This window comes from Massilia sp. CFBP 13721, assembly GCF_014842025.1.
GTDB lineage: Bacteria > Pseudomonadota > Gammaproteobacteria > Burkholderiales > Burkholderiaceae_D > Telluria.
This window is the reverse complement of the sequence record NZ_JACYUY010000007.1, coordinates 173543-200530: the sequence shown is the minus strand read 5'-3', so window position 1 is coordinate 200530 and position 26988 is coordinate 173543. Positions and strand designations below refer to the sequence as shown.

20 protein-coding genes and 1 pseudogene are annotated in these 26988 nt (G+C 66.6%); 15 read left to right on the top strand and 6 right to left on the bottom strand.

The features are described 5' to 3' along the window. Window positions 1-20 precede the first annotated feature (20 nt). The 5 genes from IFT60_RS09345 to IFT60_RS09325 all read left to right on the top strand — a co-directional run bounded on the left by IFT60_RS09345 (window position 21) and on the right by IFT60_RS09325 (window position 6783). A complete protein-coding gene (locus IFT60_RS09345) occupies window positions 21-500 on the top strand; it encodes a VOC family protein (RefSeq protein ID WP_192051676.1) in 480 nt (159 codons plus the stop codon). Between the two features lie 210 nt (window positions 501-710). After that, window positions 711-1313: a DUF2760 domain-containing protein gene (locus IFT60_RS09340; RefSeq protein ID WP_192051675.1), complete on the top strand. Its 603-nt coding sequence runs from the start codon at window positions 711-713 to the stop codon at window positions 1311-1313. 8 nt (window positions 1314-1321) lie between these two features. Beyond that, window positions 1322-3166: an Hsp70 family protein gene (locus IFT60_RS09335; RefSeq protein WP_192051674.1), complete on the top strand. Its 1845-nt coding sequence runs from the start codon at window positions 1322-1324 to the stop codon at window positions 3164-3166. Beyond that, a complete protein-coding gene (locus IFT60_RS09330) occupies window positions 3163-5991 on the top strand; it encodes an Hsp70 family protein (protein ID WP_192051673.1) in 2829 nt (942 codons plus the stop codon). Before IFT60_RS09335 ends, IFT60_RS09330 begins: the two co-directional genes overlap by 4 nt. 15 nt (window positions 5992-6006) lie before the next feature. Beyond that, a complete protein-coding gene (locus tag IFT60_RS09325) occupies window positions 6007-6783 on the top strand; it encodes a YdcF family protein (protein WP_229510761.1) in 777 nt (258 codons plus the stop codon). Window positions 6784-7065: 282 nt separating this feature from the next. On the opposite strand, the gene IFT60_RS09320 is transcribed toward IFT60_RS09325, so the two are convergent. Beyond that, complete coding sequence (locus IFT60_RS09320; protein ID WP_192051672.1) at window positions 7066-9222, bottom strand: NHL repeat-containing protein; 2157 nt, start codon at window positions 9220-9222, stop codon at window positions 7066-7068. 149 nt (window positions 9223-9371) lie between these two features. Here IFT60_RS09320 and IFT60_RS09315 point away from each other — a divergent pair, with 149 nt between their 5' ends. Both IFT60_RS09315 and IFT60_RS09310 read left to right on the top strand, forming a co-directional pair. Beyond that, window positions 9372-10394, top strand: a complete 1023-nt coding sequence (locus tag IFT60_RS09315) for an SDR family oxidoreductase (protein WP_192051671.1) — start codon at window positions 9372-9374, stop codon at window positions 10392-10394. 514 nt (window positions 10395-10908) lie between these two features. Further along, window positions 10909-11472, top strand: coding sequence for a PRC-barrel domain-containing protein (locus IFT60_RS09310; protein ID WP_192051670.1), 564 nt, complete (start codon window positions 10909-10911; stop codon window positions 11470-11472). A 79-nt stretch (window positions 11473-11551) separates the two neighbouring features. Here IFT60_RS09310 and IFT60_RS09305 read toward each other — a convergent pair whose 3' ends face one another. Next, entirely contained in the window at window positions 11552-12193 is a 642-nt protein-coding gene (locus tag IFT60_RS09305; RefSeq protein ID WP_192051669.1) for a redoxin domain-containing protein, read from the bottom strand. A gap of 46 nt (window positions 12194-12239) precedes the next feature. Beyond that, window positions 12240-14408 carry a protein-disulfide reductase DsbD family protein gene (locus IFT60_RS09300; protein ID WP_192051668.1) on the bottom strand — a complete coding sequence of 723 codons (2169 nt, stop codon included), beginning with the start codon at window positions 14406-14408 and terminating at the stop codon, window positions 12240-12242. Window positions 14409-14613: 205 nt separating this feature from the next. Here IFT60_RS09300 and IFT60_RS09295 point away from each other — a divergent pair, with 205 nt between their 5' ends. The 3 genes from IFT60_RS09295 (at window position 14614) to IFT60_RS09285 (ending at window position 17900) form a co-directional block, all read left to right on the top strand. Beyond that, window positions 14614-16857 (top strand): phosphocholine-specific phospholipase C, encoded by a 2244-nt coding sequence (locus tag IFT60_RS09295; RefSeq protein WP_192051667.1) that lies wholly within the window; start codon window positions 14614-14616, stop codon window positions 16855-16857. Window positions 16858-16922: 65 nt separating this feature from the next. After that, the gene (locus tag IFT60_RS09290; RefSeq protein WP_192051666.1) at window positions 16923-17522 is read left to right on the top strand and encodes a PEP-CTERM sorting domain-containing protein; all 600 of its coding nucleotides are present in this window, start codon (window positions 16923-16925) and stop codon (window positions 17520-17522) included. A gap of 141 nt (window positions 17523-17663) precedes the next feature. Next, window positions 17664-17900 carry a hypothetical protein gene (locus tag IFT60_RS09285; protein WP_192051665.1) on the top strand — a complete coding sequence of 79 codons (237 nt, stop codon included), beginning with the start codon at window positions 17664-17666 and terminating at the stop codon, window positions 17898-17900. Between the two features lie 53 nt (window positions 17901-17953). Here the strand turns inward: IFT60_RS09285 and hrpA are convergent, their stop codons facing one another. Beyond that, the gene (gene hrpA / locus IFT60_RS09280) at window positions 17954-22231 is read right to left on the bottom strand and encodes an ATP-dependent RNA helicase HrpA (protein ID WP_374000343.1); all 4278 of its coding nucleotides are present in this window, start codon (window positions 22229-22231) and stop codon (window positions 17954-17956) included. Between the two features lie 55 nt (window positions 22232-22286). Between hrpA and argA the strand changes: the two genes are divergently transcribed. The 4 genes and pseudogenes from argA (at window position 22287) to IFT60_RS26785 (ending at window position 25141) form a co-directional block, all read left to right on the top strand. Next, window positions 22287-23600 (top strand): amino-acid N-acetyltransferase, encoded by a 1314-nt coding sequence (gene argA, locus IFT60_RS09275; protein ID WP_192051664.1) that lies wholly within the window; start codon window positions 22287-22289, stop codon window positions 23598-23600. A 37-nt stretch (window positions 23601-23637) separates the two neighbouring features. After that, window positions 23638-23865 (top strand): annotated as a pseudogene (locus tag IFT60_RS09270) (oxidative damage protection protein); the annotation flags it as partial. Between the two features lie 272 nt (window positions 23866-24137). Continuing rightward, window positions 24138-25016 (top strand): DUF817 domain-containing protein, encoded by an 879-nt coding sequence (locus IFT60_RS09265; protein ID WP_229510760.1) that lies wholly within the window; start codon window positions 24138-24140, stop codon window positions 25014-25016. 2 nt (window positions 25017-25018) lie between these two features. Then, window positions 25019-25141 carry a hypothetical protein gene (locus IFT60_RS26785; RefSeq protein WP_267874551.1) on the top strand — a complete coding sequence of 41 codons (123 nt, stop codon included), beginning with the start codon at window positions 25019-25021 and terminating at the stop codon, window positions 25139-25141. Window positions 25142-25225: 84 nt separating this feature from the next. Here IFT60_RS26785 and IFT60_RS09260 read toward each other — a convergent pair whose 3' ends face one another. Next, complete coding sequence (locus IFT60_RS09260) at window positions 25226-25630, bottom strand: hypothetical protein (RefSeq protein ID WP_229510759.1); 405 nt, start codon at window positions 25628-25630, stop codon at window positions 25226-25228. Between the two features lie 132 nt (window positions 25631-25762). Here IFT60_RS09260 and arfB point away from each other — a divergent pair, with 132 nt between their 5' ends. Further along, the gene (gene arfB, locus IFT60_RS09255) at window positions 25763-26176 is read left to right on the top strand and encodes an alternative ribosome rescue aminoacyl-tRNA hydrolase ArfB (RefSeq protein WP_192051662.1); all 414 of its coding nucleotides are present in this window, start codon (window positions 25763-25765) and stop codon (window positions 26174-26176) included. Here arfB and IFT60_RS09250 read toward each other — a convergent pair. Then, the gene (locus IFT60_RS09250; RefSeq protein WP_192051661.1) at window positions 26166-26870 is read right to left on the bottom strand and encodes a hypothetical protein; all 705 of its coding nucleotides are present in this window, start codon (window positions 26868-26870) and stop codon (window positions 26166-26168) included. The two genes, arfB and IFT60_RS09250, sit on opposite strands and share 11 nt — an antisense overlap. Window positions 26871-26988: the final 118 nt, after the last annotated feature.

Genomic DNA, 26988 nt, shown 5'->3' with positions numbered 1-26988 from the left:
CCAAAACAAGGAGATACACCATGACCAGCAAAAACACGATCTGCCTCTGGTTCGACGGCACTGCGCTCGACGCCGCCCGCTTCTATGCCGAAACCTTTCCCGACAGCGCCGTCACGGCCGTACACCACGCGCCGGGCGACTTCCCGTCCGGCAAAGAGGGCGACGTCCTGACGGTCCAGTTCAGCGTGCTCGGCATCCCCTGCCTCGGCCTGAACGGCGGCCCGCTCTTCCCGCATACCGAAGCGTTTTCGTTCCAGGTCGCCACCGACGACCAGGCCGAGACCGACCGCCTGTGGAACGCGATCGTCGGCAACGGCGGCCAGGAAAGCGCCTGTGGCTGGTGCAAGGACAAGTGGGGGCTCAACTGGCAGATCACGCCGCGCGTCCTCACCGACGCCATTGCCAACCCCGACAAGGCGGTGGCCAAGCGCGCGTTCGAAGCGATGATGACGATGCGGAAGATCGACATCGCCGCGATCGAAGCGGCGCTGCGCGGCTGAGATTTTTCCTTCCTGCCTGCACGGCCGCTTTGGGCGGAAGCGGCCTGCTTGCCAATCAGGCATTGCATTCCTCATCTCGGGCAGCATATGGAGGAGAACGCCGGTTGCCGCGCAGCCGCCGTGCGCGTGCCGCCCTGTGGTCAAACTGGTATCATTCGCGTTTGTCCGGACCCAGGCTCCGACGCTCCCTACCACTACAGAACATCAAGAATGAGCACACCGACCCAACTGCCCTCTTTCTGGAGCCGGCTCTCCCTCGCCTTCGGCACCTTTTTCAAGACCGTCGGCGACGCCGAATTCGCCGCGCGCGTGCGCGATGACCAGGTCGGCCCGGTCTCCGCACCGCCGCCTGCGCCCGTCGTGACGCCAGCCCCAGCCCCGACGCCTGTCCCGGCCGCCGCGCCCGCCCCGGTCCCGGTCCAGCTGCGCGAAGCCACCCCGGACGCCGCCCTGCAACTGCTGACCCTGCTGCAACGCGAAGCGCGCCTGATCGACTTCGCCCACGAAAACCTGGCGGCCTATGCCGACGCCGACATCGGCGCCGCCGCCCGCGTCGTCCACGAAGGCTGCGCGCGCGTCCTGAAAGACCACTTCACGATCGCCCCCGTGCGCGGCGAAGCCGAAGGTGCGCGCGTCACGCTCGAAGAAGGTTTCGATGCTGCCAGCGTGCGCCTGACCGGCAACGTGGTCGGCAAGGCGCCGTTCAAGGGCACGCTCTCCCACCGCGGCTGGAAAGCCACCGAAGTACGCCTGCCGCAACTGGCGAAAGAACACGACGCCAACGTGCTGGCGCCGGCGGAGGTGGAACTGTGAGCGCCCCGATGAACGCTCGTTACGCTATCGGCATCGACCTGGGCACCACGCACAGCGCCTTGTCGTACGTCGACCTGGAAGCGAGCGACGGCGAAAACACCGCGCACGGCGTGCTGCCGATCCCGCAACTGAGCGCGCCCGGCACCGTCGAGGCGCTGCCGCTGCTGCCCTCCTTCCTCTACCTGCCGCACCCGGACGAACTGGCGCCGGGCGAACTGGCGCTGCCGTGGAACAGCGATGGCGACACGACAGTCGCCGGCGAAATGGCGCGCAGCCGCGGCGCCACCACGCCGATCCGCCTGGTGTCCTCGGCCAAGAGCTGGCTGTCGCACCCGAGCGTCGACCGCCGCGCCGCCATCCTGCCGTCGGACGCGCCGGAAGAAGTCACGCGCGTCTCGCCGCTGGACGCCTCCACGCGTTACCTGCAGCACCTGCGCCGCGCCTGGGACAACGCTCATCCGGAAGCGCCGTTCGACCAGCAGCAAGTCACGGTGACAATTCCCGCCTCGTTCGACCCGGGCGCGCGCGAACTGACCGCGGAAGCGGCCCGTAACGCCGGCTATGCTTCCGCTACGCTGCTCGAAGAACCGCAGGCGGCCCTGTACAGCTGGATCCAGGGCAGCAACGGCGCCTGGCGCAAGCAGGTGAAAGCCGGCGACATTGTGCTGGTGGTCGACGTCGGCGGCGGCACCAGCGACTTCTCGCTGATCGCCATCCTCGAACGCGACGGCAAGCTGGAACCGCACCGCGTGGCCGTGGGCGACCACATCCTGCTCGGCGGCGACAACATGGACCTGGCCCTGGCGCACCTGGTGGCGCGCAAGCTCGCCGCCAACGGTACCCAGCTGGACGCCTGGCAGATGCGCGCGCTGACCTATGGCTGCCGCGGCGCCAAGGAACACCTGCTGGCCGACGCGCAAGCCACCACCTGGCCGATCGTGGTGCCGAGCCGCGGCTCGAAACTGATCGGCGGTTCGATCCGCACCGAACTCACGCGCGAGGAAGTCACGGCCTTCATCACCGACGGCTTCTTCCCGCGCGTGGAAGCGTCGGCACGTCCCGCCGTGCGTACCCGCGCCGGCCTGACGCAACTGGGCCTGCCGTATGCGCAGGATGCGGCCGTGACGCGCCACCTGGCCGCTTTCCTGGCGCGCCAGGCCGGCGCCACCGCCGAACTCGAAGGTTTTGCAGGCCGCGTCAGTAGCGAACACACGTTCCTGCATCCGAGCGCGGTGCTGTTCAACGGCGGCGTCTTCAAATCCGAGCTTCTCGCCCGGCGCGTGATGGACACCATCAACGACTGGCTCTACATGGAAGGCGCGGAACCGGCGCGCATGTTAGAGGGTGCCGACCTCGACCTGGCCGTCGCCCGTGGCGCCGCCTACTACAGCTATGCGCGGCGCGGCGGCGGCGTGCGCATCCGCGGCGGTACGGCGCGTTCGTACTACGTCGGCGTCGAATCGTCGATGCCGGCGATTCCCGGCATGGAGCCGCCGATCCGGGCGCTGTGCGTGGCGCCCTTCGGCATGGAAGAAGGCAGCGAACTCGAACTGCCGGGCCAGGAATTCGGCCTGGTGGTGGGCGAACCGGTCCACTTCCGCTTCTTCGGTTCGACCACGCGCCGCCAGGATGAAATCGGCGAGGTGCTCGACTTCTGGGGCCCGGACGAGCTGCAGGAGCAGAACGAGATCCAGGCGACGCTGCCGGCCGATGGCCGTACGCCGGGCGACGTGGTGCAAGTCAAGCTGCATGCGCTGGCGACCGAAGCCGGCACCCTGGAACTGGCGGCGGTGGCGCGTGACGGCCAGCGCTGGAAAGTCGAATTCGACGTTCGCACCACGACCGAACAGTGACACCCTACCTGGTCAGTATCGACCTCGGCACCACCAATACGGTGCTGGCGTATGCCGCACCGGGTGCGGCGGAGGTCGAACTGTTCCCGATCGACCAGTTGGTGGCGCCCGGCGAAGTCGCCGGCGCGCCGCTGCTGCCGTCGAACCGCTACCACCCTGCGCCTGAAGAACTCGGGCCGGGCCAGTTGCAGCTGCCCTGGCAGTTGGGCGACGTGGCTGGCCTGGAGCGCGTCGCCATTGGCCGCCTGGCGCGCAGCCTCGGTGCGGCGACGCCGGGCCGGCTGGTGGCCAGCGCCAAGAGCTGGCTGTCGCATCCCGGCGTCGACCGCATGGCGCCGATCCTGCCCTGGGGCACCGAACCCGAGGTGCCGAAAGTCTCGCCGGTGGCCGCCAGCGCCAGCTATTTATCGCACCTGCGCGCCAACTGGAATATCCGTTTTCCCGGCCAGCCGCTGGAACAGCAGGAAGTCGTGCTCACCGTGCCCGCCTCTTTCGACGAGGGCGCGCGCGCGCTGACGCTGGAAGCGGCGCGGCTGGCCGGCCTGCCGCGCCTGCGCCTGCTGGAAGAACCGCAAGCCGCCCTCTACGACTGGCTGTACCGCCACCGCGCCACCCTGGCCGACGACCTGGCCGATACAAAGCTGGTACTGGTGGCCGACGTCGGCGGCGGCACCACCGATTTCAGCCTGGTCAAGGTCGAACTCGTCGACGGCCAGCCGCAGCTGACGCGCATCGGTGTCGGCAACCACCTGATCCTCGGCGGCGACAACATGGACCTGGCACTGGCGCACCTGGTCGAGGCGCGCATGGCCGAACAGGATGGCGCGCAAGTGCCGGCGCGCCTGTCGGCCGCGCGCCTGGCCCAGCTGACCGAACGCTGCCGCGCCGCCAAGGAACAGCTGCTGGCGAGCGACGCACCGGAACAGGTGACCGTCACGCTGCTGGGTTCCGGCTCGCGCCTGATCGGCGCCAGCCGCAAGGCCGAACTGCGCCGCGCCGACATCGAACGCGTGGTGCTGGACGGCTTCTTCCCCCTGAACGAAACGCAGGAAAGCGCGCGCCGCGCACGCGCCGGCATCGTCGAATTCGGCCTGCCTTACGCCAGCGACCCGGCCGTCACGCGCCACCTGGCCAGCTTCCTGCGCCAGCACGCGGCGGCGGCGCGCGCCGCGCTCGGCCTGGCCGATGACGCCACGCTTCCCGTGCCTGACACCCTGCTGCTCAACGGCGGCGTGTTCCGCGGCGCCGCCCTGGCCGAGCGCCTGGCCACGACGCTGGAGAATTGGCGCGGACAGCCGCTGCGCATCTTGCACAACCGCGATCCGGACGTCGCCGTCGCCCGTGGCGGCGTCGCTTATTCACTGGCGCGCCAGGGCGCCGCGCCCGCCATCGAGAGCGGCGCGGCGCGCAGCTACTACCTGCTGCTCGAAGGCGAACGCGCACAAAGCGGCTTGCGCGCCGTCTGCCTGCTCCCGCGCGGCACGCCGGCCACCACCGAAGTGCGCCTGCACGAACGCAGCTTCGCCCTGCGCCTGGGACGGCCGGTGCGCTTCCACCTGGTGTCGACGGTGGCCGACACCGGCCAGGTGCCGCAGCCCGGCGCACTGGTCGACCTGGCGCCGGAAGACGTCGTGCGCCTGCCGCCGATCGCCACCGTGCTGCGCGCCGCGCCCGGTGCGGCGCCGCGCAGCGAGATCGCGGTGCAGCTGGTGGCGTCGCTGAGCGAAGTCGGATCGCTGGAGGTGCATTGCGTGGCCGAGGATGGCAGTGGACGCTGGCAGCTCGCGTTCGAACTGCGCGCCGCCGAGGGTGAGGAAGACGCGGTCGAGACCGAGGTGCTGCCGCCGCAGCTCGATGCCGCAATCGAGAAAATCGAGCGCGTCTTCGGCACCCGCTCGAAAGCCGTCGACACCAAAGAGGTGCGCCAGCTGCGCGCCAGCCTCGAACACCTGCTCGGGCGGCGCGAAGGCTGGGCGACGCCGTTGTTGCGGCGCCTGTTCGACGCGTTGATGGAGCGATCGAAGGGACGGCGCCGGTCGGCCGAGCACGAACGCGCCTGGCTCAACCTGGCCGGCTTTTGCCTGCGCCCCGGCTTCGGCCATCCGCTCGACAGCTGGCGCATCGAGCAATTGTGGGCGATGTTCGAGACAGGCGTGCAGTACCACAAGGACACGCAGGTGCGTGCCGAATGGTGGACGCTGTGGCGCCGCGTGGCCGGTGGCCTGGACACCGAAGCGCAGCTGCGCCTGCTCGACGATTTCGCCTTCAATTTGCAGGCCGACGCGTCCGAGCGCGGCAAGCGCCCGATCACCCTGGTCGACGGCAGCGAGGACGACATGCTGCGCCTGGGCGCTTCGCTGGAACGCATTCCGGCGGCCTACAAGGCGGAGATCGGCAACTGGATGATGGAGCAGATCGCGGCGATTTCCACCGGCGCCGCCAAGCTCGACGCCAAGACCGCAGCCACCTACGCGCGCTACCTGTGGGCGTTTGGCCGCGTCGGCGCGCGCCAGTCCTTCCACGCCAGCGCGCACGAAGTCGCGCCGCGCGAAGTGGCCGAGGCATGGCTGGGCCAGTTGCTGCTGCTCGACTGGAAGAAGATCGAGCCGGCCGGTTTTGCCGCCACCCACATCGCGCGCATGACCGGCGACCGCTCGCGCGACATCGACGACGCCGTGCGCGCCGAAGTGCTGCGCCGTTTGAGCGCGATCGGCGCGCCGGCCGCCTGGACGGCGCTGGTGCGCGAAGTGGTGGAGCTGGACCAGGCGAGCGAAACGCGCATGTTGGGCGAGGCGCTGCCGCCGGGCCTGAAGCTGCTTCGTTAAAAATAGTTTGACGCGATGACCCTGCTGTTTGACCTGATGAACGCCGTCCCGCGCGGCCTGATCCTTCCCCCCGCCAACCTGTTCCTGCTCATCGCCGTCGGCCTGGCGATGTCGCGCCGCTGGCCGCGCACCGGGCATGCTGTCGCCGCTTGCGCGCTCCTGCTCATGTTCCTGCTGTCGAGCACCGGGGGCGCACGGCTCCTGGTGGCGCCGCTGGAACGGATGACCACGCCGCTACTGGCGCCCGAGCGCGCCGGCGCACAGGCGATCGTCGTGCTGTCGTCCGGGCGCCTGCAGCGTGCCCCCGAATACGGCGGCCGCGACATTCCCGACTATATCGCCCTGGCGCGCCTGCGCTATGCGGCCCACCTGCAGCGGCGCACCGGGCTGCCCGTCCTCGTCAGCGGCGGCCTCGGGAACGAGGGCGCTGCCTCCCTGGCCGATGGCATGGCGGCGGCATTGCGCGAGGACTTCGGCGTCCCCGTGAAGTGGCTGGAGGCGCGCTCGCGTGACACCGGAGAAAATGCGGCCTACAGCGCCGCGCTGCTGCGTTCCGAAGGCGTCAAGCGCATCCTGCTCGTCACCGATGCGATGCACATGCCGCGCTCGCGCGCCGCTTTCGAGCGTGCCGGGCTCGAAGTGGTCAGCGCGCCGACCGTCTTCTTCAGCCGGCAACCGCAACCGCTCGGCGCCTGGGTGCCCAGCACCGAGGGCATGCGCCGCTCGTCGTATGCGCTGTACGAACTGATCGGCATGGCGTGGTACAGGGTGCGTTCGGCGGGGGCGGGGTGAGTTCCTGCCAGCGCCGCGTGGGTGCGGGCGTTACGCGTGGGCGGCGCAATCGGCGCGTGTTCGCGTCGTTGCGGGTGTAGCCGACCACCCTACATCCTGATCAGACCCGTAGGGTGGGCGGGTCTCCCGCCCACGCGGTGATAGTTGGCGGCAAGATCATCGAGCACGCGTTAGAACCGATAACGATCACCGCGTGGGCGGGGAACCCGCCCACGCTACGGGTCTGTGCCTTGTTCCTGGTACTGGCGGTGGCAACGCTGGCCACGCTACCAAGACGCCACCCTACTCCACCCTGACCGCCAGATCGCGTCCTTCAAGCGCCACCTGCCCCGCGTAATCCGCCGCATAAATGCGCAGGATGTAATCCCCCGGCGCCAGCGCCCCCACCTGCCAGTTGCCCGGCGCCACCCGCCCATTCTGCAGCGTGTTATTGACCGCATACGCAAAGCGCGTCGCCTTGCTGCCGTAGACCGTGATGCCGCTGTCGGGCGCATACAGCAGTTTTACCGCTTCGCGCTCGCGCGGCAGGCGGTCGTAGACTTGCGTGATCAACGGCTGCTCGAAGCCCGGCAGCGCGCTGCCGTCAGGGCGCAGCAGCTGGTAACCGAGCTTGTACAGCCCGAGGCGGCGCCGCGCCAGGTTGCCGTCCATCTGGTCGTAGCCGTCGGCCACGATCGACACCTGGCCCAGCGCGCGCTCGATGCGTACCGGCTGGCCCTTCTTCGCAGGCAGGCGCTTGCCCGCAGCGTCGTACAGGGCCACGCCTTGCAGGCGCGGCGCGATGGTATCGACCACGCCGGGGAACGGCAGCGTCAAGGGATTGACCAGCGCGCCGCCCGGATAGTAATCGAGGTGGACGTGGGCCATGGCGTTGATGGTGCCGAGCGCGTCACCCACCGCGAAGCGCGTGCCGCGCGGTACCCGCACGCGCTCCGGCTTCCCGCGCGCATCGGTGAGTACCTGGAAGCGTGCGTCGAAGGGTTTGTCGCGGCCGTCGCGGCCGACGCGCATGTGGATGTACGACAGCGGTCCGATGGCGATGCCTTCGCTGAGCGAACCGAAACCCCAGTTCGCAAAGGGGTCGCTCACCTTGGCGGGCACGATCGCCAGCACGCGCGATCCGACGTCGGCGCGCACATCGAGGCCGGCATGGAAATGGTCGCGGCTTTCGCCGTCATAGCTGCCGCGCACCTCGCCCATCAGGCCGACCACCTCGTGCGGCATGTCTTGCGGCCCGACCGGCCAGGGCATCGGCGCAGTACGTGGGGCCTGCGCCGGCGGCGCGATAATCGGTGCGGCCTCGCCCTCCTTCGGCGGCGCCAGGCGCAGCACGCGCAGCGCCAGCGCGTCGGCCACGACCAGGCTGCCGCTCCTCTCCACGGCGATGCCGTGCGGCGCGAACAGGTGCACCTTGCCGTCGGCGCCAAAGCTTGACTGCGGCGGGCGGTCGGCATCGTCCAGGGCATGGATCTCGCCACCGGGCTGCAATGCGAGCTGCAAGGCCAGTTGCAAAATGCGCCCGCCGCCGCCGGCGATATACAGGTAACCGTCGTGGGTCAGCGCCAGGCCGGTGGGGCGGCGCAGCAGCGGCTGGCGTTCTCCCGCCAGCGGCGCGACCAGCGTCGAGACGATGCCATCCGCGCCGATGCGGCGGATCGCGTTGTTGCCGGTATCGGCAACATACAGCGTGCCGTCCTTGTCGACCGCGATCGCGCTCGGCGTGTCGAAGGCGGCAGCAGCGCCGGGACCGTCGGCATTGCCGGGCCGGGCGCCGCCGGCCAGCGTGGTCACGACGCCGTCGGGCGCGATGCGGCGGATGCGGTCGTTGTAGGTGTCGGCGACGTACACGTTGCCGCGCGCGTCCACCGCCACCCCGACCGGCGCGTGGAAGCGCGCGGCGCGTCCCTGCCCATCGGCGTCGCCCGGCTGGCCGTCGCCGGCCAGCGTGGTGACGCTGCCGTCGGGTGCGATCTTGCGGATGGCGTGGTTGCCGGTATCTGCCACGTACAGGTTGCCGAAGCGGTCGCTCGCCAATGCCGAGGGCGTGTGGAAGGCAGCTGCGGCGCCGGCGCCGTCGGCGAAGCCTTCGCGCGCGCCGGCAAAGGTGGAGACGGTACCGCTGCGGTCGATGCGGCGGATGCGGTTGCTGTCGCCGCCGTCGGACACATAGACGTTGCCGTGGGCGTCGAGGGCGACGCCGAAGGGATCGCTGAAGCGGCCCTGCGCCTGCGCGCCATCGACGACGCCATCCTGGCCATCGCCCGCCAGCGGCATCACGCGCGCCGCCCAGGACGGCTTTGTTGCCGCCGGCGCCGCCAGCAGCATGGCGCCGGCGCCGGGTGCGGCCGGCTCGCGCTGGCCTGCGATGTAATAGCCCGCCAGCGCCGCCGCCAGTACGCCGGCGCCCGCCAGGGACGCGATCTTCGTTGTTCGGTTCACTGCCCCGCCCATCCTGATGCAAAGCGCAAGTCTAACCGATCAGTTCGCCGCGCACGAGAGGCCGATCGTCCCGTATGCCGCGTGTTCCGGATCATCGCTACCATCGGGACAGCCACTGTCGGCCACCACTTTCCTCTTTCAGGAGCACCATGGACTCGAACGATCAAGATCCGGCGCCGTCGCGCCGCCGTTTCGTCGGCACGGTTGCCGGCGGCCTTGCCGCTGCGGCGGCGGCCGTACCCGCCGCTGCCCAGCAACCAGCCGACCCGGCGCCGGGCCAGCCGCCCGCCGGCCGCGCGCGCGAAGCGGCCAGCCGCTATCCGCGCCCGCCCTTCCAGAACCAGTCGCAGCCCTGGCCGGGACTGGCGGGCAAGATGACGCCGCGGCCCGACCACGGCGAAACCACCTACCGCGGCAGCGGACGCCTGGCCGGGCGCAAGGCGCTGGTGACCGGCGGCGACTCGGGCATCGGCCGCGCCGCCGTGATCGCGTTCGCGCGCGAAGGGGCCGACGTCGCCATCAATTACCTGCCGGCCGAGGAAGCCGATGCGCGCGAAGTGGTGAAACTGATCCAGGACGCCGGCCGCAAGGCGGTGGCCCTGCCCGGCGACATCCGCGACGAAGCCTTTTGCCGCAAGCTCGTCGCCGAAGCCGTGCGCCAGCTGGGCGGCCTCGACATTCTCGTCAACAACGCCGGCCGCCAGCATTCGACCGACTCGATCCTCGACCTGACGACCGAGCAGTTCGACTGGACCTTCAAGACGAATGTGTATGCGATGTTCTGGATCACCAAGGCGGCGGTGCCGCACCTGAAGGCGGGCAGCTGCATCATCAATACGGCCTCGGTACAGGCCTATGACCCGTCACCGAACCTGCTCGATTACGCGCAGACCAAGGCGGCGGAAGTCGCGTTCACCAAGGCGCTGGCCAAGCAGCTGGGCAAGCAGGGCATCCGCGTGAACGCGATCGCGCCGGGGCCGGTCTGGACGCCGTTGCAGGTGTCGGGCGGGCAGACGCAAGAGAATCTGAAGAAGTTCGGCGCGGATTCGCCGCTGGGTCGTCCGGGCCAGCCGGCCGAGCTGGCGCTGGCGTTTGTGACGCTGGCGGCGGACGAGTCGAGTTATACGACCGGGCAGGTGTATGGCGTGGCTGGCGGGGCGGGCAATCCTTGACGTGCTTCCACCCTGCGTTGGCTGTCGCGCAATGTAGGGTGGGCTCTCGAGCCCACGCGGTCGTACGTTAATGAACCGCACGTTTAAAAGGTAACGAATACGCCTGCGTCGCAGGTGTTTTCATGCGCTTCGACACGCATATGCTCTACCGCGTGGGCACCAGTGCCCACCCTACAAAAGCATGCTGATGTATCAGCGCTTGCGCAGCAGGCGCGCGAATAAAGAGGTGATCGACACGGTCCGAATCCGTTTGGCCAGCGGGCCGGGATGGTTGCAGCGCGAGGTGATGGTCATGTTGTAGTCTCCGAAACACTGCTTGTCAGGATAATCACAAAGCCGAGCTCGCTCTGTGCGCCATTTCGCATTGCTGAGCTATTCTGTCATGCGCCGATGACGCGCGCGTGACAAGCGCGCGCACCCCTGCCCGATTGAGTCATATCATGGGCGCAGCGAGGCCTCGGCCTATCTTTGGAACTGGCTTTGCACCGACGCAAACACAGACAGGGAGAACGACATGGGCTATGCAGACCGCGACAAATACGGCATCTACAAAAACAGGAGCCACGCCGGTCCCGGGCCGGCGCTGATGGGCGCCGACACGCTGATCGGCGACGGCGTCGTCAATGGGGCCGAAGAAGACCTGGGCGACATCAAGGAAATCATGCTCGACATGAACACCGGCCAGGTGGCCTATGCCGTGCTGGCTTTCGGCGGCTTCCTCGGCATGCACGAGAAACTCTTCGCCGTGCCCTGGCAGGCCTTGCACCTGGACACCGTCAACCACCGCTTCGTGCTGAACGTCGAGAAAGAGCGCCTGAAAAAGGCGCCCGGCTTCAACAAGGATGCCTGGCCCGACATGGCGGACGTCACCTGGGCGACGGAGATCCACAGCTTCTATGGCACCGACCTGAACCGCGGCGGCGCGCCGACGATCGGCGCCGGCGTCGGCGTGGAGCGGGGCGGCATGGGCAATACGGAAGGGGCGGTGCACGGCTCCGGGTCGAGCGTCGATCCGCGACCGGGCAACCTGGGCGACGACAAGGACATCAGCAGGATCCGGGGCAGTAATATCGGCTGATACCGGCACCAGTTACGAGTCCGAAAACGGAGTATTCATACTCCGTTTTCGGAGTGCCATTCTGACTCGCCGCAGTGCGTCAGGATTTGTATTTCACGGCGCAGCCATACGGCCGCGTCGTCGCCTGCACGACGTTTTCGCCTTTCAGCACCGATTGCAGCGCGGTCTTGAAGTAGGGATCGGCTTTTTCGATATCGGCCGGCTTGGCCGTCGCGATGCTGTCGATCCCGCCGGCATAGCGCAGGATGCCTTTGGCGTCGATGACGTACATGTGCGGCGTGGTGCGCGCGTCATAGGCCTTGCCGATCTCGCCTTGCGGATCGAGCAGCACGGCGGTCGGCTGCGCGTTGCGGCTGGCCGTCAGCTCGTCCGCTTTGGCGCCGGTGACGTGGCCCTGCTCGCCCGGCGCCGACGAAATTACGCTCAGCCACACCACGCCCGCCCCTGTCGCCTGCTTCTGCAGGTTTTGCATGTTGGCGGCGCCGTAGTGCTTCTTCACGTAAGGGCACTCGTTGTTCGTCCATTCGAGCACGACGACTTTCCCCTTCAGGTCGGCCAGCTTGTGCTGCTGCCCCTTGCTGTCGAGCGCCGTGAAGGCGGGCGCCGGCTGGCCGATCGTGGGCGCAGCCATGGCCGGTGTGGTAAGCAGCAGGCTGGCGCTGGCCAGTGCGGCCGTGCATGCAGTCATGCGCAGCAAGGCGCGGCGTGGGGAGCGGTTCATGAAATCCTCCTTTGAAAACGTGGCTAAAGTTCGATGACGACGATGTTTATTGCCTGGCTACCGCGACTGCATTGTTACCTGATTGCTGCGCGAATGCCTCCATCACGATCGCCTGCGTCAGCACCGGCGGCAGCACCGCCGGCTCCTTGCCGGGCGCATAGAACACATAGAACGGCAAGCCATCGCGCCCGAACGCGCGCAGGAATGCCGTGATGGCGGGATCGCGATTGGTCCAGTCGCCCTTCAGGTAGACCACCTCGTGCGCGCGCATGGCTTGCTGCACGGCGGCAGTGGACAGGGTCGTGCGTTCGTTGACCAGGCAGGTGATGCACCAGGCGGCGGTCATGTTGACGAACACCGGCTTGCCCGCGGCGCGCAAGGCGGCGAGGCGTTCGGCGCTGTACGGTTCGGCGTTCTTCGCTTGCTGGCTGCTTGGCGCTTGCGGCGGCTTGGCGACATGCAGGTTGGCCATCAAGCCAACCAGTCCCGCCAGGGACACCAGCGCCAGGCCACGCGGCCACCACGACTTGCCGCCCCCGTGCTCGTGCTGGTGCAGGCCGACGAGCCATGTCACCAGGCCGACCAGCACGGTACCGGCCAGGGCCATGCGCAAGCCCGCTTCGCCCGCCTGCTGGGCCAGCACCCACAGCAGCCAGGCCGCCGTCGCATACATCGGAAAGGCCATCGCCTGGCGCAGCCGCACCATCCACAGGCCTGGCCGCGGCAGGCGTTGCGCCACCGCCGGGAACAGTCCCAGCAACAGGAACGGCAGCGCCAGGCCCAGGCCCATCATCGCGAACACCAGCAGGCTGACCGCGGCCGGCGCCACCAGCGCCGAGCCGATTGCCGCGCCCATGAAGGGCGCGGTGCAAGGCGTCGCCACCACCACGGCCAGCAAGCCGGTGAAGAAACTGCCCGCGTGGCCCTTGCGCTCCACCAGCCCCTGCCCCGCCCCGGCGAGCGAGCCGCCCACCTCGAATACGCCCGACAGGTTCAGGCCGATCGCCAGCATCAGCCAGCACATGGCCGCGACGAACAGGGGCGACTGGAACTGGAAGCCCCAGCCGACCGCGCTGCCGCCGGCGCGCACCGCCAGCAGGGCCAGGGCCAGCGCCATGAATGCGGCCAGCACGCCCATGGTGTAGAACACGCCGGACAGACGCACCTCGCGGCGATCGCCGCCGGACATGCCGGCCACCGCCGTGGCTTTGATCGCCAGGACAGGAAACACGCAAGGCATCAGGTTCAGGACCAGGCCACCGAGGAAGGCGAACACCGCCATTTGCCACAGCGGCAAGGTGGAAGGCGTCGGGGCGGTGCTTGCAGCCATACTTGTGGCTGCGCTTGCGACCGGCAAGGCCAGCGTGAACCAGCGTTTCTGGCCGCCGCCATCCGTCACCGCCAGCAGTCCCGCCGCGGGCTTGGACGTATAGCCCTGGCCTTTTCGCAGCGTCAGGGTCAAGGCGCCCTGCTCCACCTTCAGGGTCTGCGCGGCGGCGTGATCGACCACGCCCCAGGGTTCCGGGAAGTACAGCGCCGATTGCACGGACTGCGGCGAGATGCCTGCGCCTGCGACGCGCAGCTGCAGCATGGGCTCGTCGGCGCTGACCGAGGCCTTCCAGGGCGCCGCTTGCGGCCGGCGCGCATCGGCAATCGCGAACGCCGCGCGCACGGCGGCGCTCCCCAAGCGCGCCGCCGCTTCCACCGGCAAGTCCAGGCGGAACTGCCCTTCTTCGGGAATGCATTCCTTCTCGCACACCACCCAATCGGCATTCGCCTCGACCACCAGCCGGCTGCCGGGCTGCGCATCCGCCGGTACCGCCAGGGTCATCGGGAAGACGATCTCGTTTTCGTAGCCATAGCTGGCGACCGGCCCGATGAGGAAGCGGTCCGGCCCGGGCCAGGCGATCTCGCCGACGCTCACGCCTTGAGGTAACTTGAATTCGATATTCGGCGGCGAGCCCGCATCGCCGGGATTCTTCCAGTAGGTGTGCCAGTGCGGCGCCAGGCGCTGGCGCAGGCCGATGCGTACCTGTTGCCCGGGGCTGACGGCGGCGTGTTCGCTCACCAGCGACACCGTCGCGCGCGGGCTGCGCTGCAGCTTGCTCTCTTCGGCCAATGCGAGCGCCGGGATCAGCAAGGCCAGCGCCAGCATGAGTATTGCGCTCAGGTCACGCCAATCGATGCGCGCGGCAAACGGGAAGGATGGGTGCATGCGAGTGTCGAGGAAGGTGGGTCGGCAGTCGCATGCAAATTAACACGTTGGGTATCGTCGAGCAATCGAATTGGACGCTGCGCTGTCATGGGGTCGTCATGTATGCGGTTTACGCTGGCGCAGTCCTCAGCCATATCGGCATGGGCACAACCCGGCCACACGCGTTGCAGACGCGCGTCCTCCCAACGTTCTCACATAAAACGTTATGACCTCACGACGAAGTTTCTTGCGAAACAGTGCCCGCGCAGGTATCGCGGCCGGCACGTATGCCGCTTTCCCGCCGGCGATCCAGCGCGCGCTTGCCATCCCCGCCAACAACGTGACGGGTACCATTCGCGACGTCGAGCACGTAGTAATCCTGATGCAGGAGAACCGCGCGTTCGACCATTATTTCGGCACGCTCGCCGGCGTGCGCGGATTCGGGGACCGCTTCCCCATCCCCCTGCCGGAAGGCCGCAACGTGTGGCAACAGCGCATGGCGAACGGCAATCTGATGATGCCCTTCCACCTGGACGGCAGCGTCGGCAACGCGCAGCGCGCCAACGGTACGCCGCATGACTGGAACGACAGCCAGCAAGCCTGGGACAACGGCCGCATGGACCAATGGCCGCGCTACAAGAATCCCATCTCGATGGGCCACTTCAAGGAAGCCGAAATTCCCTTCCATTTCGCGTTGGCCAATGCTTTTACGGTGTGCGATGCCTACCACTGCTCGATGCACACGGGGACCGATGCGAACCGCTCGTTCTTCCTGACCGGCACCAACGGCGCGGTACCCACCGGCACGGCGTTCGTCAGCAACGAATGGGATGCCATCGACGGCCTGCCCAGCGGCGTGAACACAGGCTATACCTGGACCACCTATGCCGAACGCCTCGAGGCGGCCGGCGTGCGCTGGATCAGTTACCAGAACATGCCCGATGAATGGGGCGACAACATGCTGGGCGCGTTCCGCCAGTTCAAGCGCGCCAACATCGCGTCGGGCTACCCCGTCTCCAGCGGCGGTGCACCAGGCCAGCCCTATACCAACACCGGCCAGGTCCTGCCCTACCACGCCTACGATGCGGCGACCGACAACGCCAACAACCCGCTGTACAAGGGCATCGCCAACACCTTGCCGGGCACCCAGCCCGAGCAGTACCTGGACGCGTTCAAGCGCGACATCCGCGAGGGCAAGCTGCCGCAGGTGTCGTGGATGAACGCACCGTCGATCTACTGCGAGCATCCTGGCCCATCGAGCCCGGTGCAGGGCTCCTGGTTCCTGCAGGAGGTCATCGACGCATTGACGGCCAACCCCGAGGTCTGGAGCAAGACTGTGCTGATCGTCAACTTCGACGAGAACGACGGCTATTTCGACCACGTGCCGTCGCCCTCCGCCCCTTCACCCGACGGCAAGGGCGGCTACGCCGGCAAGACCACGCTGGCGCAGGCGGATATGGGACCCGAGTACTACACGCATCCCCGGCCTCAAGGGAGCACCAGGCAGCCGGCTGCGGATGGCCGCGTCTACGGGCCCGGTCCGCGGGTGCCGATGTATGTGATTTCGCCATGGAGCCGCGGCGGCTGGGTCAATTCGCAGGTGTTCGACCACACGTCGGTGCTGCGTTTCCTGGAGGCGCGTTTCGGTGTGCGCGAGCCGAACATCAGCCCATTCCGCCGCGCGGTCTGCGGCGACCTCACCAGCGCGTTCAACTTTGCAACGCCGAACAGCGAGGTATTGCCGGTATTGCAGGGGCGCAGAACCCGCAGCCAGGCCGACGCCCTGCGTGCCGCACAGCAGCGCCTGGCGCAGATTGCGCCGCCCGCTGCGCCGAAGCTGCCGGTGCAGGCCGTGGGCACGCGGCCGTCGCGCGCGCTGCCGTATGAACTGGCGACCACCTGCGAAGTGCAGCCCGGCGCCACGATGGCGTCCGTGCGGGTGGCGCTGAACTTCATCAATACCGGCCGCCAGGGCGCCGTGTTCCATGTGTACGACCGCAAGAACCTGGCGGCCATACCGCGCCGTTACACCGTCGAATCGGGCAAATCGCTGTCGGACAGCTGGACGCCCGCAGTCGGCGGCGCCTACGATTTGTGGGTGCTGGGGCCGAACGGCTATCACCGTCACTTCACCGGCAGCGCCCTGCGCGCCGTCGCGGCCGGCCAGCCACGTCCGGAGGTGCAAGTGCGGTCCGACGCCAGTAACGGCGAATTGCTGCTGCGCCTGGTGAACACCGGTAGCGCGCCTTGTACCTTCAGCCTGGCCGCGAATGCCTACACGCCGCTGAGGCAGCTCCACACGCTTGCGCCACGCAGCGAACTGGTCGTGCGCATTCCGGTGGCGAGCAATGGCTATTGGTACGACCTCAGCGCCACGGTCTCCAGCCAGCCCGACTACCTGCGGCGCTTCGCCGGCCGCGTCGAAACCGGCCGCCATACGGTCAGCGACCCGGCCCTGGGCCAGGCCTGACCATGAAGACGCAGCCGGCGCAAAGCCGGCTACCGCCTTTCCAATCACATAGTCAAAGGAATGTCATGCATCCGAATATTCGCAACTTCGTCCGCAGCTTTGCCGCGGGCGTCGCCCTTGCGCTGTGCGCACCCTTCGCCTCGGCAACCGTGTTGACCTTCGACGACATCGTCGGCCCGGACGAATTTTCTTCCGTACCTGGCAACTACGGTGGACTGGACTGGTCGAGCTCGGGCCTGTCCGTCTTCACCAGCGAACAGGCGCCGTTCACGGCGCATTCCGGCCAGGGACGCGTGACCACGGACTGGATCGACGGCGGACCGGCCGCCAGCACCATCCGTTTTCTCGTGCCCACCGTCTTCAACGGCGCCTGGTTTTCCGGTTACAGCGACAGCAGCGTGCGTTTCGACTTGTATGCCGCCGGCCAGCTGGTCGCCAGTTCGGCTGCGCTGCAACTGTCGGACGCGCCCGCTTACCTTTCTGCCGGCTGGGGCAGCGCGATCGATGCGATCGTCGTGTCCAGCGGCTTCCAGGCATCGTACGCGATGGACGACCTGAGCTTCGAGGGCGCGGCAGAGGTGCCGGAACCGGGATCGCTGGCCCTGCTGCTGGCCGGGTTCGGACTCGCCGGCGCGGTGCGGCTGCGCCGGCCCAACCCCAGGTGATGTCATTGCCCTGACATCTTCACCGGTTACAGTGCAGTGTCTCCGATGTAGTTTCCAACGTGTTTATCCGTCAACGTCCAGTTGACGGATTTTTTTCAAGACGCAAGACTCCAGGAAAATTGTCAAAGCCGGGAGACATCGATGTATTACCTGATCCTGACCATGGCGCTTTGGCGGCAAGAGCCGGCCGGTGGCGACGTGTCGTCGTCGATGCAGACGCTCGAATTCCGTGACGAATTGGCGTGCCGGCGCGCTGCCGCGGCCTGGAAGGCCGATGTCCTGGCAGCCCGCCCGAAGCTTGAAAACATGGGACCGCAACCCTTGTATTCCCTGTCGGCCGTGTGCGTTCCGAGTGATAGCACGTCAAGGATCAAATAAGGAATAACGTAACGCGCCTCGCCCCGAAGCTCGCGCGCAGGCGCAATCGGTCTTTACCGAATCATCGACTCCCACACCTTCTGCAGCCGCTTGGCCGACACCGGCATCGGCGTGCGCAACTCCTGGGCAAACAGCGAGACGCGCAGTTCTTCCAGCATCCAGCGGAACTCGGTCATGCGCGGGTCGTTGACCTTGCCGGCCTGCTTCGAAATCCGCTGCCACTGGCTGGCGGCATTCTGCCATTCGGCCATCAGCTGCGCATCGCGCGATGGATTGCCGCGCAACTTTTCCAGGCGCACGTTCATCGCCTTCAGATAACGCGGGAAGTGCGCCAGCTGGCTGTACTCGTTGTCGGCGATGAAGCGTTTATGGACCAGTCCCGCCAGCTGCGCCTGCATGTCAGCCGCGACCGGCGCCGCCAGACCGTTCAGGCGCTTGGGCATGCCGTGGAATTCGGACAGGATCGAACCGACCAGGCGCGCGATCTCGTTGATGAGCAGACCAATGCGGCCCTTGCCCTCGTCCTTGCGCTTGTTGAACGAGGCGGCGTCATGCGGCAGCGGATCCTGCAGGCACGCGATGTCGATCGCCTTTTGCACGATCTGGTCGCGCAGCTCTTCCTGCGAGCCGACCGTCATGAACTGCATGCCCATGCCCTGCAGGCCGGGGATGTTCTTTTCCGCGAATTTGAGTTGATCTTTCAGCTGCAGCGCGAACAGGCGGCGCAGGCCGATACGGTGGGTGCGCGCCGCCACATTCGGGTCGTCGAAGACTTCGAGGTCGCAGTGCGTGCCCTTGTCGACCAGGGCCGGGAAACCGATCAGGGTCAGCTTGCCCTGGTTGATCTCCAACAGCTCGGGCAGTTCGCCGAAGGTCCAGCTGGTGAGATTGGTGTGCTGGCTGACGGCAGGTGCTGGAGCCTGCGGCGCAGGTGCACCTTTCCCCTTCGCCCCCGGTGCAGCCACGGCGATCGGCGCAGCGTTCCTGCCTGCGCCCCATGCCGCGGGCGTGGCCACGTTCGCGCGTAGGGTCCCCACTGCCGCCGGCGTCGCCTCCGCCATCTTCTGGAAGCTCTCGCGCGCCTGGCTGCCGAGTTCCGCCTGCAGGCCGGCCAGGTTGCGCCCCATCTCGAGCTGGCGCCCGTGTTCGTCGATGATCTTGAAATTCATGAACAAGTGGGTCGGCAGCGTCTCCAGCTTGAAGTCGCCCGTCAGTACGTTCACGCCGGTCTGCGCGCGCACGTCGAGGATCAGCACGTCGACCAGGTCGCCGCGCCCGAAAGCATTCGCCGCGTGGATGCGCTCAACGAAACGCGCCGCGTAGTCCGGCAGCGGCACGCAGTGGCGGCGCAGCTTTTGCGGCAGGGACTTGAGCATCAGGTGCACTTTTTCCTTCAGCATGCCCGGCACCAGCCAGGCCGCGCGCTCTTGCGGGATCTGGTTCAACGCGAACAGCGGCACGGATAGCGTCACGCCATCGCGCGGACTGCCCGGCTCGAAGTGGTACGACAGCCCCATCTCGATGCCGGTGACGTTCATCGTCTTCGGGAACAGTTCCGTCGTGACGCCCGCCGCCTCGTGCCGCATCAGCTCTTCGCGGTTCAGGAACAGCAGCTTCGGGTTGTCGCGCGCCGCGTCCTTGTACCACTTCTCGAAGCCGGCGCCGTTCACCACATCGTGCGGGATCTCGGCGTCATAAAAGGCGGCGATCAGCTGGTCGTCGACCAGCACGTCCTGGCGGCGCGACTTGTGCTCGAGGTTCTCGATCTCTTTTACGAGCTTGTGGTTGTGCGCATAAAACTGCTGGCGCGTCTCGTAGTCGCCGGCCACCAGCGCATCGCGAATGAAGATCTCGCGCGCTTCAATCGGGTTGTGCAGCGCGTGGTTGATGCGGCGCCCGCTGTAGACGACGATGCCGTACAGGGTCGCGCGTTCCAGCGCCGATACCTGCGCCGGTTTCTTTTCCCAGCGCGGCTCGCCCCAGGATTTTTTCAAGAGGTGTGCGCCCACCTTTTCGACCCATTCGGGCTGGATCTGCGCGATACAGCGCGCGTACAGGCGCGTGGTCTCGACCAGTTCCGCCGCCATGATCCAGCGCCCCGGCTTCTTGGTCAGCGAAGAGCCCGGCCAGATGTGGAACTTGATGCCGCGCGCGCCCAGATAGGCGCCGCCCGGTTCGTCCTCGGCCTTGAAGCCGATGTTCCCCAGCAGGCCGGTCAACAGCGCCAGGTGCAGCTGGTCGTAAGTCGCGGGCGATTCGTTCAGGCGCCAGCCCTGCTCGCGCACGATGGTCAAGAGTTGCGAATGCACGTCGCGCCACTCGCGCAGGCGCACCTGCGACAGGAAGTTGGCGCGGCAGTTTTCCTGCAGCAGGCGGTTGGTTTTCTTGTGTTCGATCGCGTCCTCGAACCAGTTCCAGATCTTGATAAAGCTGAGGAACTCGGACTTCTCGTCGGCGAATTTTTTATGCTTTTCGTCGGCCTGCTGCTGGTATTCCATCGGCCGGTCGCGCGGATCCTGTACCGACAGCGCCGAGGCGATGATCAGCATCTCGGTGAGGCAGTTGTTGTCCAGCGACGCGAGGATCATGCGGCCCACGCGCGGGTCGAGCGGCAGTCTCGCCAGCTTGCGGCCCAGCGGCGTCAGTTCGTTGGTCTCGTCGACCGCGCCGACTTCCTGCAGCAATTGATAACCGTCGGCGATCGCGCGGCCCTGCGGCGGCTCGATGAAGGGGAAGGTCTCGACGTCGGTCAGGTGCAGCGACTTCATGCGCAGGATGACGGCCGCCAGCGAGGAGCGCAGGATCTCGGGATCGGTGAACTTCGGACGCTGGTTGAAATCGTCTTCTTCGTACAGGCGGATGCAGACGCCGTCGGCGACGCGGCCGCAACGGCCGGCGCGCTGGTTCGCCGCCGACTGCGCGATCGGTTCCACCTGCAGCTGCTCGACCTTGTTGCGGAAGCTGTAGCGTTTGACGCGCGCCAGGCCGGCATCGACCACGTAGCGGATGCCCGGCACCGTCAGCGAAGTTTCGGCCACGTTCGTCGCCAGCACGATGCGGCGCGCGTTGGTCGTGCGGAACACGCGGTCCTGCTCTTCGACCGACAGTCGCGCAAACAGCGGCAGGATCTCGACGTGCGGCGGATGGTGTTTTCTCAATGCTTCGGCGCAGTCGCGGATTTCGCGCTCGCCCGGCAGGAAGACCAGCACGTCGCCCTGGCCCAGGCGGCACAGTTCATCGACGCCGTCGACCACGGCGTCCATCAGGTCGCGTTTTTCGCGCGCTTGCTGGGCTTTCGGGAGTGGCTTGTTGTCGACACCACTGCCCACGATGACCGGGTCGCGGTCGACCGGACGATAACGGACTTCGACCTTGTACAGGCGGCCCGAGACCTCGATCACCGGCGCCGGCTTGCCGTCCGCGCGCGCAAAATGGCGTGCGAAGCGTTCGGCGTCGATCGTCGCCGAAGTGATGATCACCTTCAGGTCGGGGCGGCGCGGCAGCAGCTGCTTCAGGTAGCCGAGCAGGAAGTCGATGTTCAGGCTGCGTTCGTGGGCCTCGTCGATGATGATCGTATCGTAGGCCTTGAGCAGCGGGTCGGTCTGGGTTTCGGCCAGCAGGATACCGTCGGTCATCAGCTTGATCGAAGCGCCCGGCTGCAGCGTGTCGTTGAAGCGCACCTTGTAGCCGACGTGTTCGCCCAGCGGCGTGCCGATCTCCTGCGCGATGCGTTTCGCAGTGGACGATGCGGCGATACGGCGCGGCTGGGTGTGGCCGATCAGGCCCTTTTCGCCGCGGCCCAGCTGCAGGCAGATCTTCGGCAGCTGCGTGGTCTTGCCGGAGCCGGTTTCGCCGGAGACGATGATGACCTGGTTCTCGACCAGCGCCTTGGCGATCTCTTCGCGCCGGCCTGAGACCGGTAAATCTTCGGGATAGGTAATCGGCGGCAGCGGCGTCTGTACGCGCGGCGCACGTGGCGCCCTGCTCTCGTCGCGCGGCTTGCGTTCGCGCGGCGCGCGTTCGCCCGTGGCCCGCTCACCCTGCTGGCGCGCCGCATCGCCCTCGCCTTGCGGACGCGGTGCACGCGCTGCGCGCTGCGCAGCTTCGCCCGGGGCACGATCGCCCGAAACGCGCTCGCCTTGTGGCTGCTGGCCCCGTTGCCCACGCGGGCCTCTTTCGCCGGCATGGCGCTGCTCGCGTTTCGCGCCTAATTCCGGCGTTTGCGTCATCGGCGCACGCAGCTCTCCGCGCTCACGCGGCTGCTGATCTTGACTGGCTGGGACTGCTGCGCGCGCCGCGCTCGGCGCAGGCTTGTTACTCTGTTCTGACATTGATTTTTACGAGGTATTTGGTGCGCAAGTCGCGCAGCGAATTATAATGCGGCAAATGGAAAACCCTACCCAATTCGTCCAGTGGCTGCGCTCTGTCGCGCCGTATATTCATGCCTTTGGCGGCAAGACATTTGTCGTTGCTTTTCCCGGCGAACTGGTCGCCGCCGGCGCCTTGCCGGTACTCGCGCAAGACCTGTCCCTGCTCGTCGCACTCGGCATCCGCATCGTGCTGGTGCATGGCTCGCGTCCGCAAGTGGCCGAGCAGCTTGGCCTGCGTAACGTCGAAGGACGCTTCCATAACGGCGTGCGCATTACCGACACCGCGGCCATGGAATGCGCCAAGGAAGCAGCCGGCGAACTGCGCCTCGATATCGAAGCCGCGTTCAGCCAGGGCTTGCCGAACACGCCGATGTCGAATGCCCAGATCAGCATTGTGTCCGGTAATTTCGTGGTGGCGCGTCCGCTTGGCGTGATCGACGGCGTCGATTACGAATTGACGGGCGTGACGCGCAAGATCTCGGCCGAGAAGATCGCGCCGATCCTGCAGACCGAAGACAATCTGGTGCTGCTCTCCCCGCTCGGCTTTTCGCCGACCGGCGAAGTGTTCAACCTGACGATGGAAGACGTGGCCGCCGCCGCCGCGATCGCCCTCCATGCCGACAAGCTGATCTACATTACCGAAACGCCGATGATGTCGGACGCCGCCGGCACCGAGATCCGCGAACTGTCGTCGCACCAGGCCGAGGCCGTACTGCAGGCGAACTTCCTGCCGCCCGACGCCGCCTTCTACCTGCGCCATGCGATCAAGGCCTGCAACAGCGGCGTCGACCGCGCCCACATCGTGCCCTTCGAGATGGATGGCTCGGCCCTGCTCGAACTGTTCACCCACGACGGCGTGGGCACGATGATCAGCCACGAGAACCTGGAAAGCCTGAGACAAGCCACAATTGAGGACGTCGGCGGAATTATCAAGCTGATCGAGCCATTGGAAGCCGACGGCACGCTGGTCTATCGCGGGCGCGAGCTGATCGAACGCGAGATCGAGCAGTTCTCGGTGATCGAACACGACGGCGTGATCTTCGGCTGCGCCGCGCTCTATCCCTTCCCCGACGCGAAAATGGGCGAGATGGCCTGCCTGACCGTGAATCCGGACGTGCAGGCGCAGGGCGACGGCGAACGCATCTTGAAACACATGGAAAACCGCGCGCGCGCCGCCGGCCTCACCAAACTGTTCGTGCTGACCACGCGCACCGCGCACTGGTTCAAGAAGCGCGGTTTCCAGCCAGCCACCGTGGACGACCTGCCGAAGGACCGCCAGCACATGTATAACTGGCAGCGCAAGTCACAGGTCTTCATCAAGTCTTTATAATCTCGCCTTTACCCAATACCGAATCAGGAGCAACAACATGGCCCGTACCGTCCACTGCGTCAAACTCAACAAGGAAGCCGAAGGACTCGATTTCCCGCCCGTGCCGGGTGAAATGGGCAAGAAGCTGTACCTGTCGGTGTCGAAGGAAGCCTGGCAGGGCTGGCTCAAGCACCAGACCATGCTGATCAACGAGAACCGCCTGAACCTGGCCGACGACCGCGCGCGCAAATACCTGGCGACGCAAATGGAAAAGCATTTCTTCGGCNTAGGGTGGGCGCCCTGGGCCCACGCGGAATGATGCCAACTTGATGCTTACGTCACGCGTGGGCACAGGGCGCCCACCCTACAAATTCACTCCTCAGCACTCCTCTTCCCCTGCCTCCTCTGGCGGATACAAATCGATGCATTCTTCGATCGGCCGGTTCGAATGGCCGATGGCGCGGACAATTCCGTGTTCGCTCTACAACTCCCACTGAAGAAATCGCATTCCCGCGCCGATGAGGCTTGGCCGGCGCCGCGGAGGCCGTCGTAGAATGGATGGGTCCCCTACTCGGCTCCCATAACAAGATGAACAAGCTCGCCGCATTCGACAACCTGCTGCTGGACGACCGGCCGCGCGACTTGAGCAACCTGCGCCGCGGCCTGGTCGAATTCCTGTATTTCGGCTTCAAGAACGCGCGCTCCTGCCTGTTTGTGTTCACCTTCATGGCGACCGTGCTGGTGATGCCGCGCGCCGGCCTGTTCGGCATTCCGCGCTACGACCTGTTGTTGCTGGTCGCCCTCGGCATCCAGTGTTGGATGGTGTACGCCAAACTGGAAACCTGGGACGAACTGAAGGCGGTCTGCCTGTTCCACGTGGTAGGGTTCGCGCTGGAAGCGTTCAAGGTATCGGGCGGTATCCAGTCCTGGGCCTATCCGGATTTCGCCTACACCAAGGTGCTGGGCGTGCCGTTGTTCGCCGGCTTCATGTACGCCTCGGTCGGCAGCTACATCGTGCAGGCCTGGCGCATGTTCGACCTGCGCATCCGCCACCATCCGCCCTACTGGATGGCGGCGCTGATCGCGCTGCTCATCTATGCCAACTTCTTTACCCACCACTACATCGGCGACTACCGCTGGTACCTGGCGGCTTGCGCGCTGGGACTGTATTCGCGCACGACCGTCATCTACCGCCCGCTCGACCGCGACCGCCAGATGCCGCTGATGCTGGGCTTCGTGCTGATCGGCTTCTTCATCTGGCTGGCCGAGAACATGGGGACCTTCTGGGGCGTATGGCGCTACCCGAACCAGCTGGGCGCCTGGTCGATCGTTCACATCAGCAAATGGAGTTCGTGGTCGCTGCTGGTTATCATGACGTTTACGATCGTGGCCAGCCTCAAGCACATCAAGCGCAAGATTCACATCGCCGAGGCATGAAGATGAACAGGAACATAAACAGAAATAACGCGCGCAGCAAGGCTGTTATCGTGGCGAAATGGGTGCTGCTCGCGCTGATGGTGCTGTTCCTGGTGACGCGCGTCATCCGCTACTTCCTGCAATAGCAACGACAACGCCCGCGCACCTTGCGGCGGGCGGGTTGTCGAAAAGCAGCCGGCTGCACTGCAGCCGGCTTGATGGCGTTCGGATTACTTCGAAGCGTCCTGCATCTTTTCGCCGGCGCGCTCCAGGCCCTTGCCGGCCTTGTCGGTCAGGTTGGCTGCGCCTTCCTTGACGTTGGCGGCGGCTTCTTTCGATTCCTGGCGCACTTCGGCGCCGGCTTCCTTCATGTTGGCGGCAGCGCGGTCGGTTGCGGCATCGACGTTGGCGGCGGCGCGCTCGGCCCCTGCTTCGACGTTCTCGGCAGCGCGTTCAGTCGCTGCGCCAACGGCGGCGCCGGCTTCACGGGTTTCCTGGGCGGCGTTGGCAGCGGTATTGTCGATGGCCGCGCCGGCTTCCTGGGCTGGGCCCGTCGTTGGATCGGCATCTTTCTTGCAACCGGTGGCGAGGACGGCGACGGCAAGCATCAGGGCGGAAATGGCGGTCTTGTTCATGGCGAGCTCCTTATCGAATTGTTAATACAAGATTACACGTTTCGACCGGGAGGGGCCGCACGTTACAGTTGTTACAAGTACATTATTTATGCATGGCCCGGCGCTCCTTCGTGGCATGATGGATGCCCCCGTATGAATGGAAGCGCCGTGACACCTGCCATCAACCCCGCCGAAGTCGAATTCATCGCCATCCGTGCCCAGGGCCCCGGCGGCCAGAACGTCAACAAGGTCTCGTGCGCCGTGCATGCGCGCTTCGACATCGGCGCCTCGTCGCTGCCGGCCTGGATCAAGGAGCGCCTGCTCGACATGCGCGACACCCGCATCACGCGCGACGGCGTGCTGGTGCTGAAAGCCCAGCAATCGCGCAGCCTGGAGCAGAACAAGGAAGACGCGCTGCAGCGCCTGCAGGCGCTGGTGGCGCAGGCGGCCGACGTGCCGCCGGTGCGCCGCGCAACCAAGCCGACGCGCGGCTCGCAGCGGCGCCGGCTCGACGAAAAGACGCGCAGCGGCCAGATCAAGGCGCTGCGCGGCAGGGTCAGCGAATAGATTCGGGCGTTGCAGCTTCTTCCGCACCGGCCTTGCCGGCACGGCCGGGCTGGCCGGCTGGCGTGGTTTCGCGCAAGACCCTGGCCTGGGCAGCGAGCAGTGCCAGGTAACCGACCAGTTCCACCAGTTCTTCGTAGGCTTCGCCCTGCTCGAGCACGACATCCTTGAATGGATACAAATGCCCTTCGGCGAAGGTCGAGGCGCACATGACGGCCACGATGGTGAGGATCGGCAGCCAGGGGAAGCGCCGGCGCGCCATGACCTGCCTGAGCGGGCGGTCGAGCCGCTGGCGCCAGGCCACGATCAGCACGATGACCAGGACGATGGCGGCGAATGCCGGCACCAGCGGCCGGTACCAGAGCACGCGCGAGGTATAGATTGGCCCGCCAGCATCGAAGCCGTGCGGTGGAAGAAACACCGCCCCCCAGCTCAGCTCGCGTCCGGCGAGCAGCAGCCAGACCGGCACCGCGCAACGCGCGATCAGGGCGGCGGCATGCGGACGCAGGCGCCGCCAGGCCAGCCAGGCCAGCACGGCGCCCACGACCAGCGCGAGCGCCTGCGCATTTTCGACGACGCCGTTTTCCCACGCCCAGGACGGCGGCATGATACGCGACAGCGGATAGCAGGAGAGGAAGGCCAGCAACAGGGCCCATTGAAAAATACGGGAATCCAGGAGGCGGGTGACTGTATGCATTCTTGTTATTGGTAATGGATTGACCGGCGTCCGGTGGACAGGTAATCGACAGAGAGCACTGTCGATTCGTCAATAGTACTAAATGACCAACACCTTATTTAGAGCATTCGTTCGAATA

What these genes read in the sequence shown, in the direction of transcription:
- IFT60_RS09345 (WP_192051676.1), top strand. Translation starts at nt 21, where the DNA reads ATGACCAGCAAAAACACGATCTGCCTCTGGTTCGACGGCACTGCGCTC.
- IFT60_RS09340 (WP_192051675.1), top strand. Translation starts at nt 711, where the DNA reads ATGAGCACACCGACCCAACTGCCCTCTTTCTGGAGCCGGCTCTCCCTC.
- IFT60_RS09335 (WP_192051674.1), top strand. Translation starts at nt 1,322, where the DNA reads ATGAACGCTCGTTACGCTATCGGCATCGACCTGGGCACCACGCACAGC.
- IFT60_RS09325 (WP_229510761.1), top strand. Translation starts at nt 6,007, where the DNA reads ATGACCCTGCTGTTTGACCTGATGAACGCCGTCCCGCGCGGCCTGATC.
- IFT60_RS09315 (WP_192051671.1), top strand. Translation starts at nt 9,372, where the DNA reads ATGGACTCGAACGATCAAGATCCGGCGCCGTCGCGCCGCCGTTTCGTC.
- IFT60_RS09310 (WP_192051670.1), top strand. Translation starts at nt 10,909, where the DNA reads ATGGGCTATGCAGACCGCGACAAATACGGCATCTACAAAAACAGGAGC.
- IFT60_RS09305 (WP_192051669.1), bottom strand. Translation starts at nt 12,193, where the DNA reads ATGAACCGCTCCCCACGCCGCGCCTTGCTGCGCATGACTGCATGCACG.
- IFT60_RS09300 (WP_192051668.1), bottom strand. Translation starts at nt 14,408, where the DNA reads ATGCACCCATCCTTCCCGTTTGCCGCGCGCATCGATTGGCGTGACCTG.
- IFT60_RS09295 (WP_192051667.1), top strand. Translation starts at nt 14,614, where the DNA reads ATGACCTCACGACGAAGTTTCTTGCGAAACAGTGCCCGCGCAGGTATC.
- IFT60_RS09290 (WP_192051666.1), top strand. Translation starts at nt 16,923, where the DNA reads ATGCATCCGAATATTCGCAACTTCGTCCGCAGCTTTGCCGCGGGCGTC.
- IFT60_RS09285 (WP_192051665.1), top strand. Translation starts at nt 17,664, where the DNA reads ATGTATTACCTGATCCTGACCATGGCGCTTTGGCGGCAAGAGCCGGCC.
- hrpA (WP_374000343.1), bottom strand. Translation starts at nt 22,231, where the DNA reads ATGTCAGAACAGAGTAACAAGCCTGCGCCGAGCGCGGCGCGCGCAGCA.
- argA (WP_192051664.1), top strand. Translation starts at nt 22,287, where the DNA reads ATGGAAAACCCTACCCAATTCGTCCAGTGGCTGCGCTCTGTCGCGCCG.
- IFT60_RS09265 (WP_229510760.1), top strand. Translation starts at nt 24,138, where the DNA reads ATGGGTCCCCTACTCGGCTCCCATAACAAGATGAACAAGCTCGCCGCA.
- IFT60_RS26785 (WP_267874551.1), top strand. Translation starts at nt 25,019, where the DNA reads ATGAACAGGAACATAAACAGAAATAACGCGCGCAGCAAGGCTGTTATC.
- IFT60_RS09260 (WP_229510759.1), bottom strand. Translation starts at nt 25,630, where the DNA reads ATGAACAAGACCGCCATTTCCGCCCTGATGCTTGCCGTCGCCGTCCTC.
- arfB (WP_192051662.1), top strand. Translation starts at nt 25,763, where the DNA reads ATGAATGGAAGCGCCGTGACACCTGCCATCAACCCCGCCGAAGTCGAA.
- IFT60_RS09250 (WP_192051661.1), bottom strand. Translation starts at nt 26,870, where the DNA reads ATGCATACAGTCACCCGCCTCCTGGATTCCCGTATTTTTCAATGGGCC.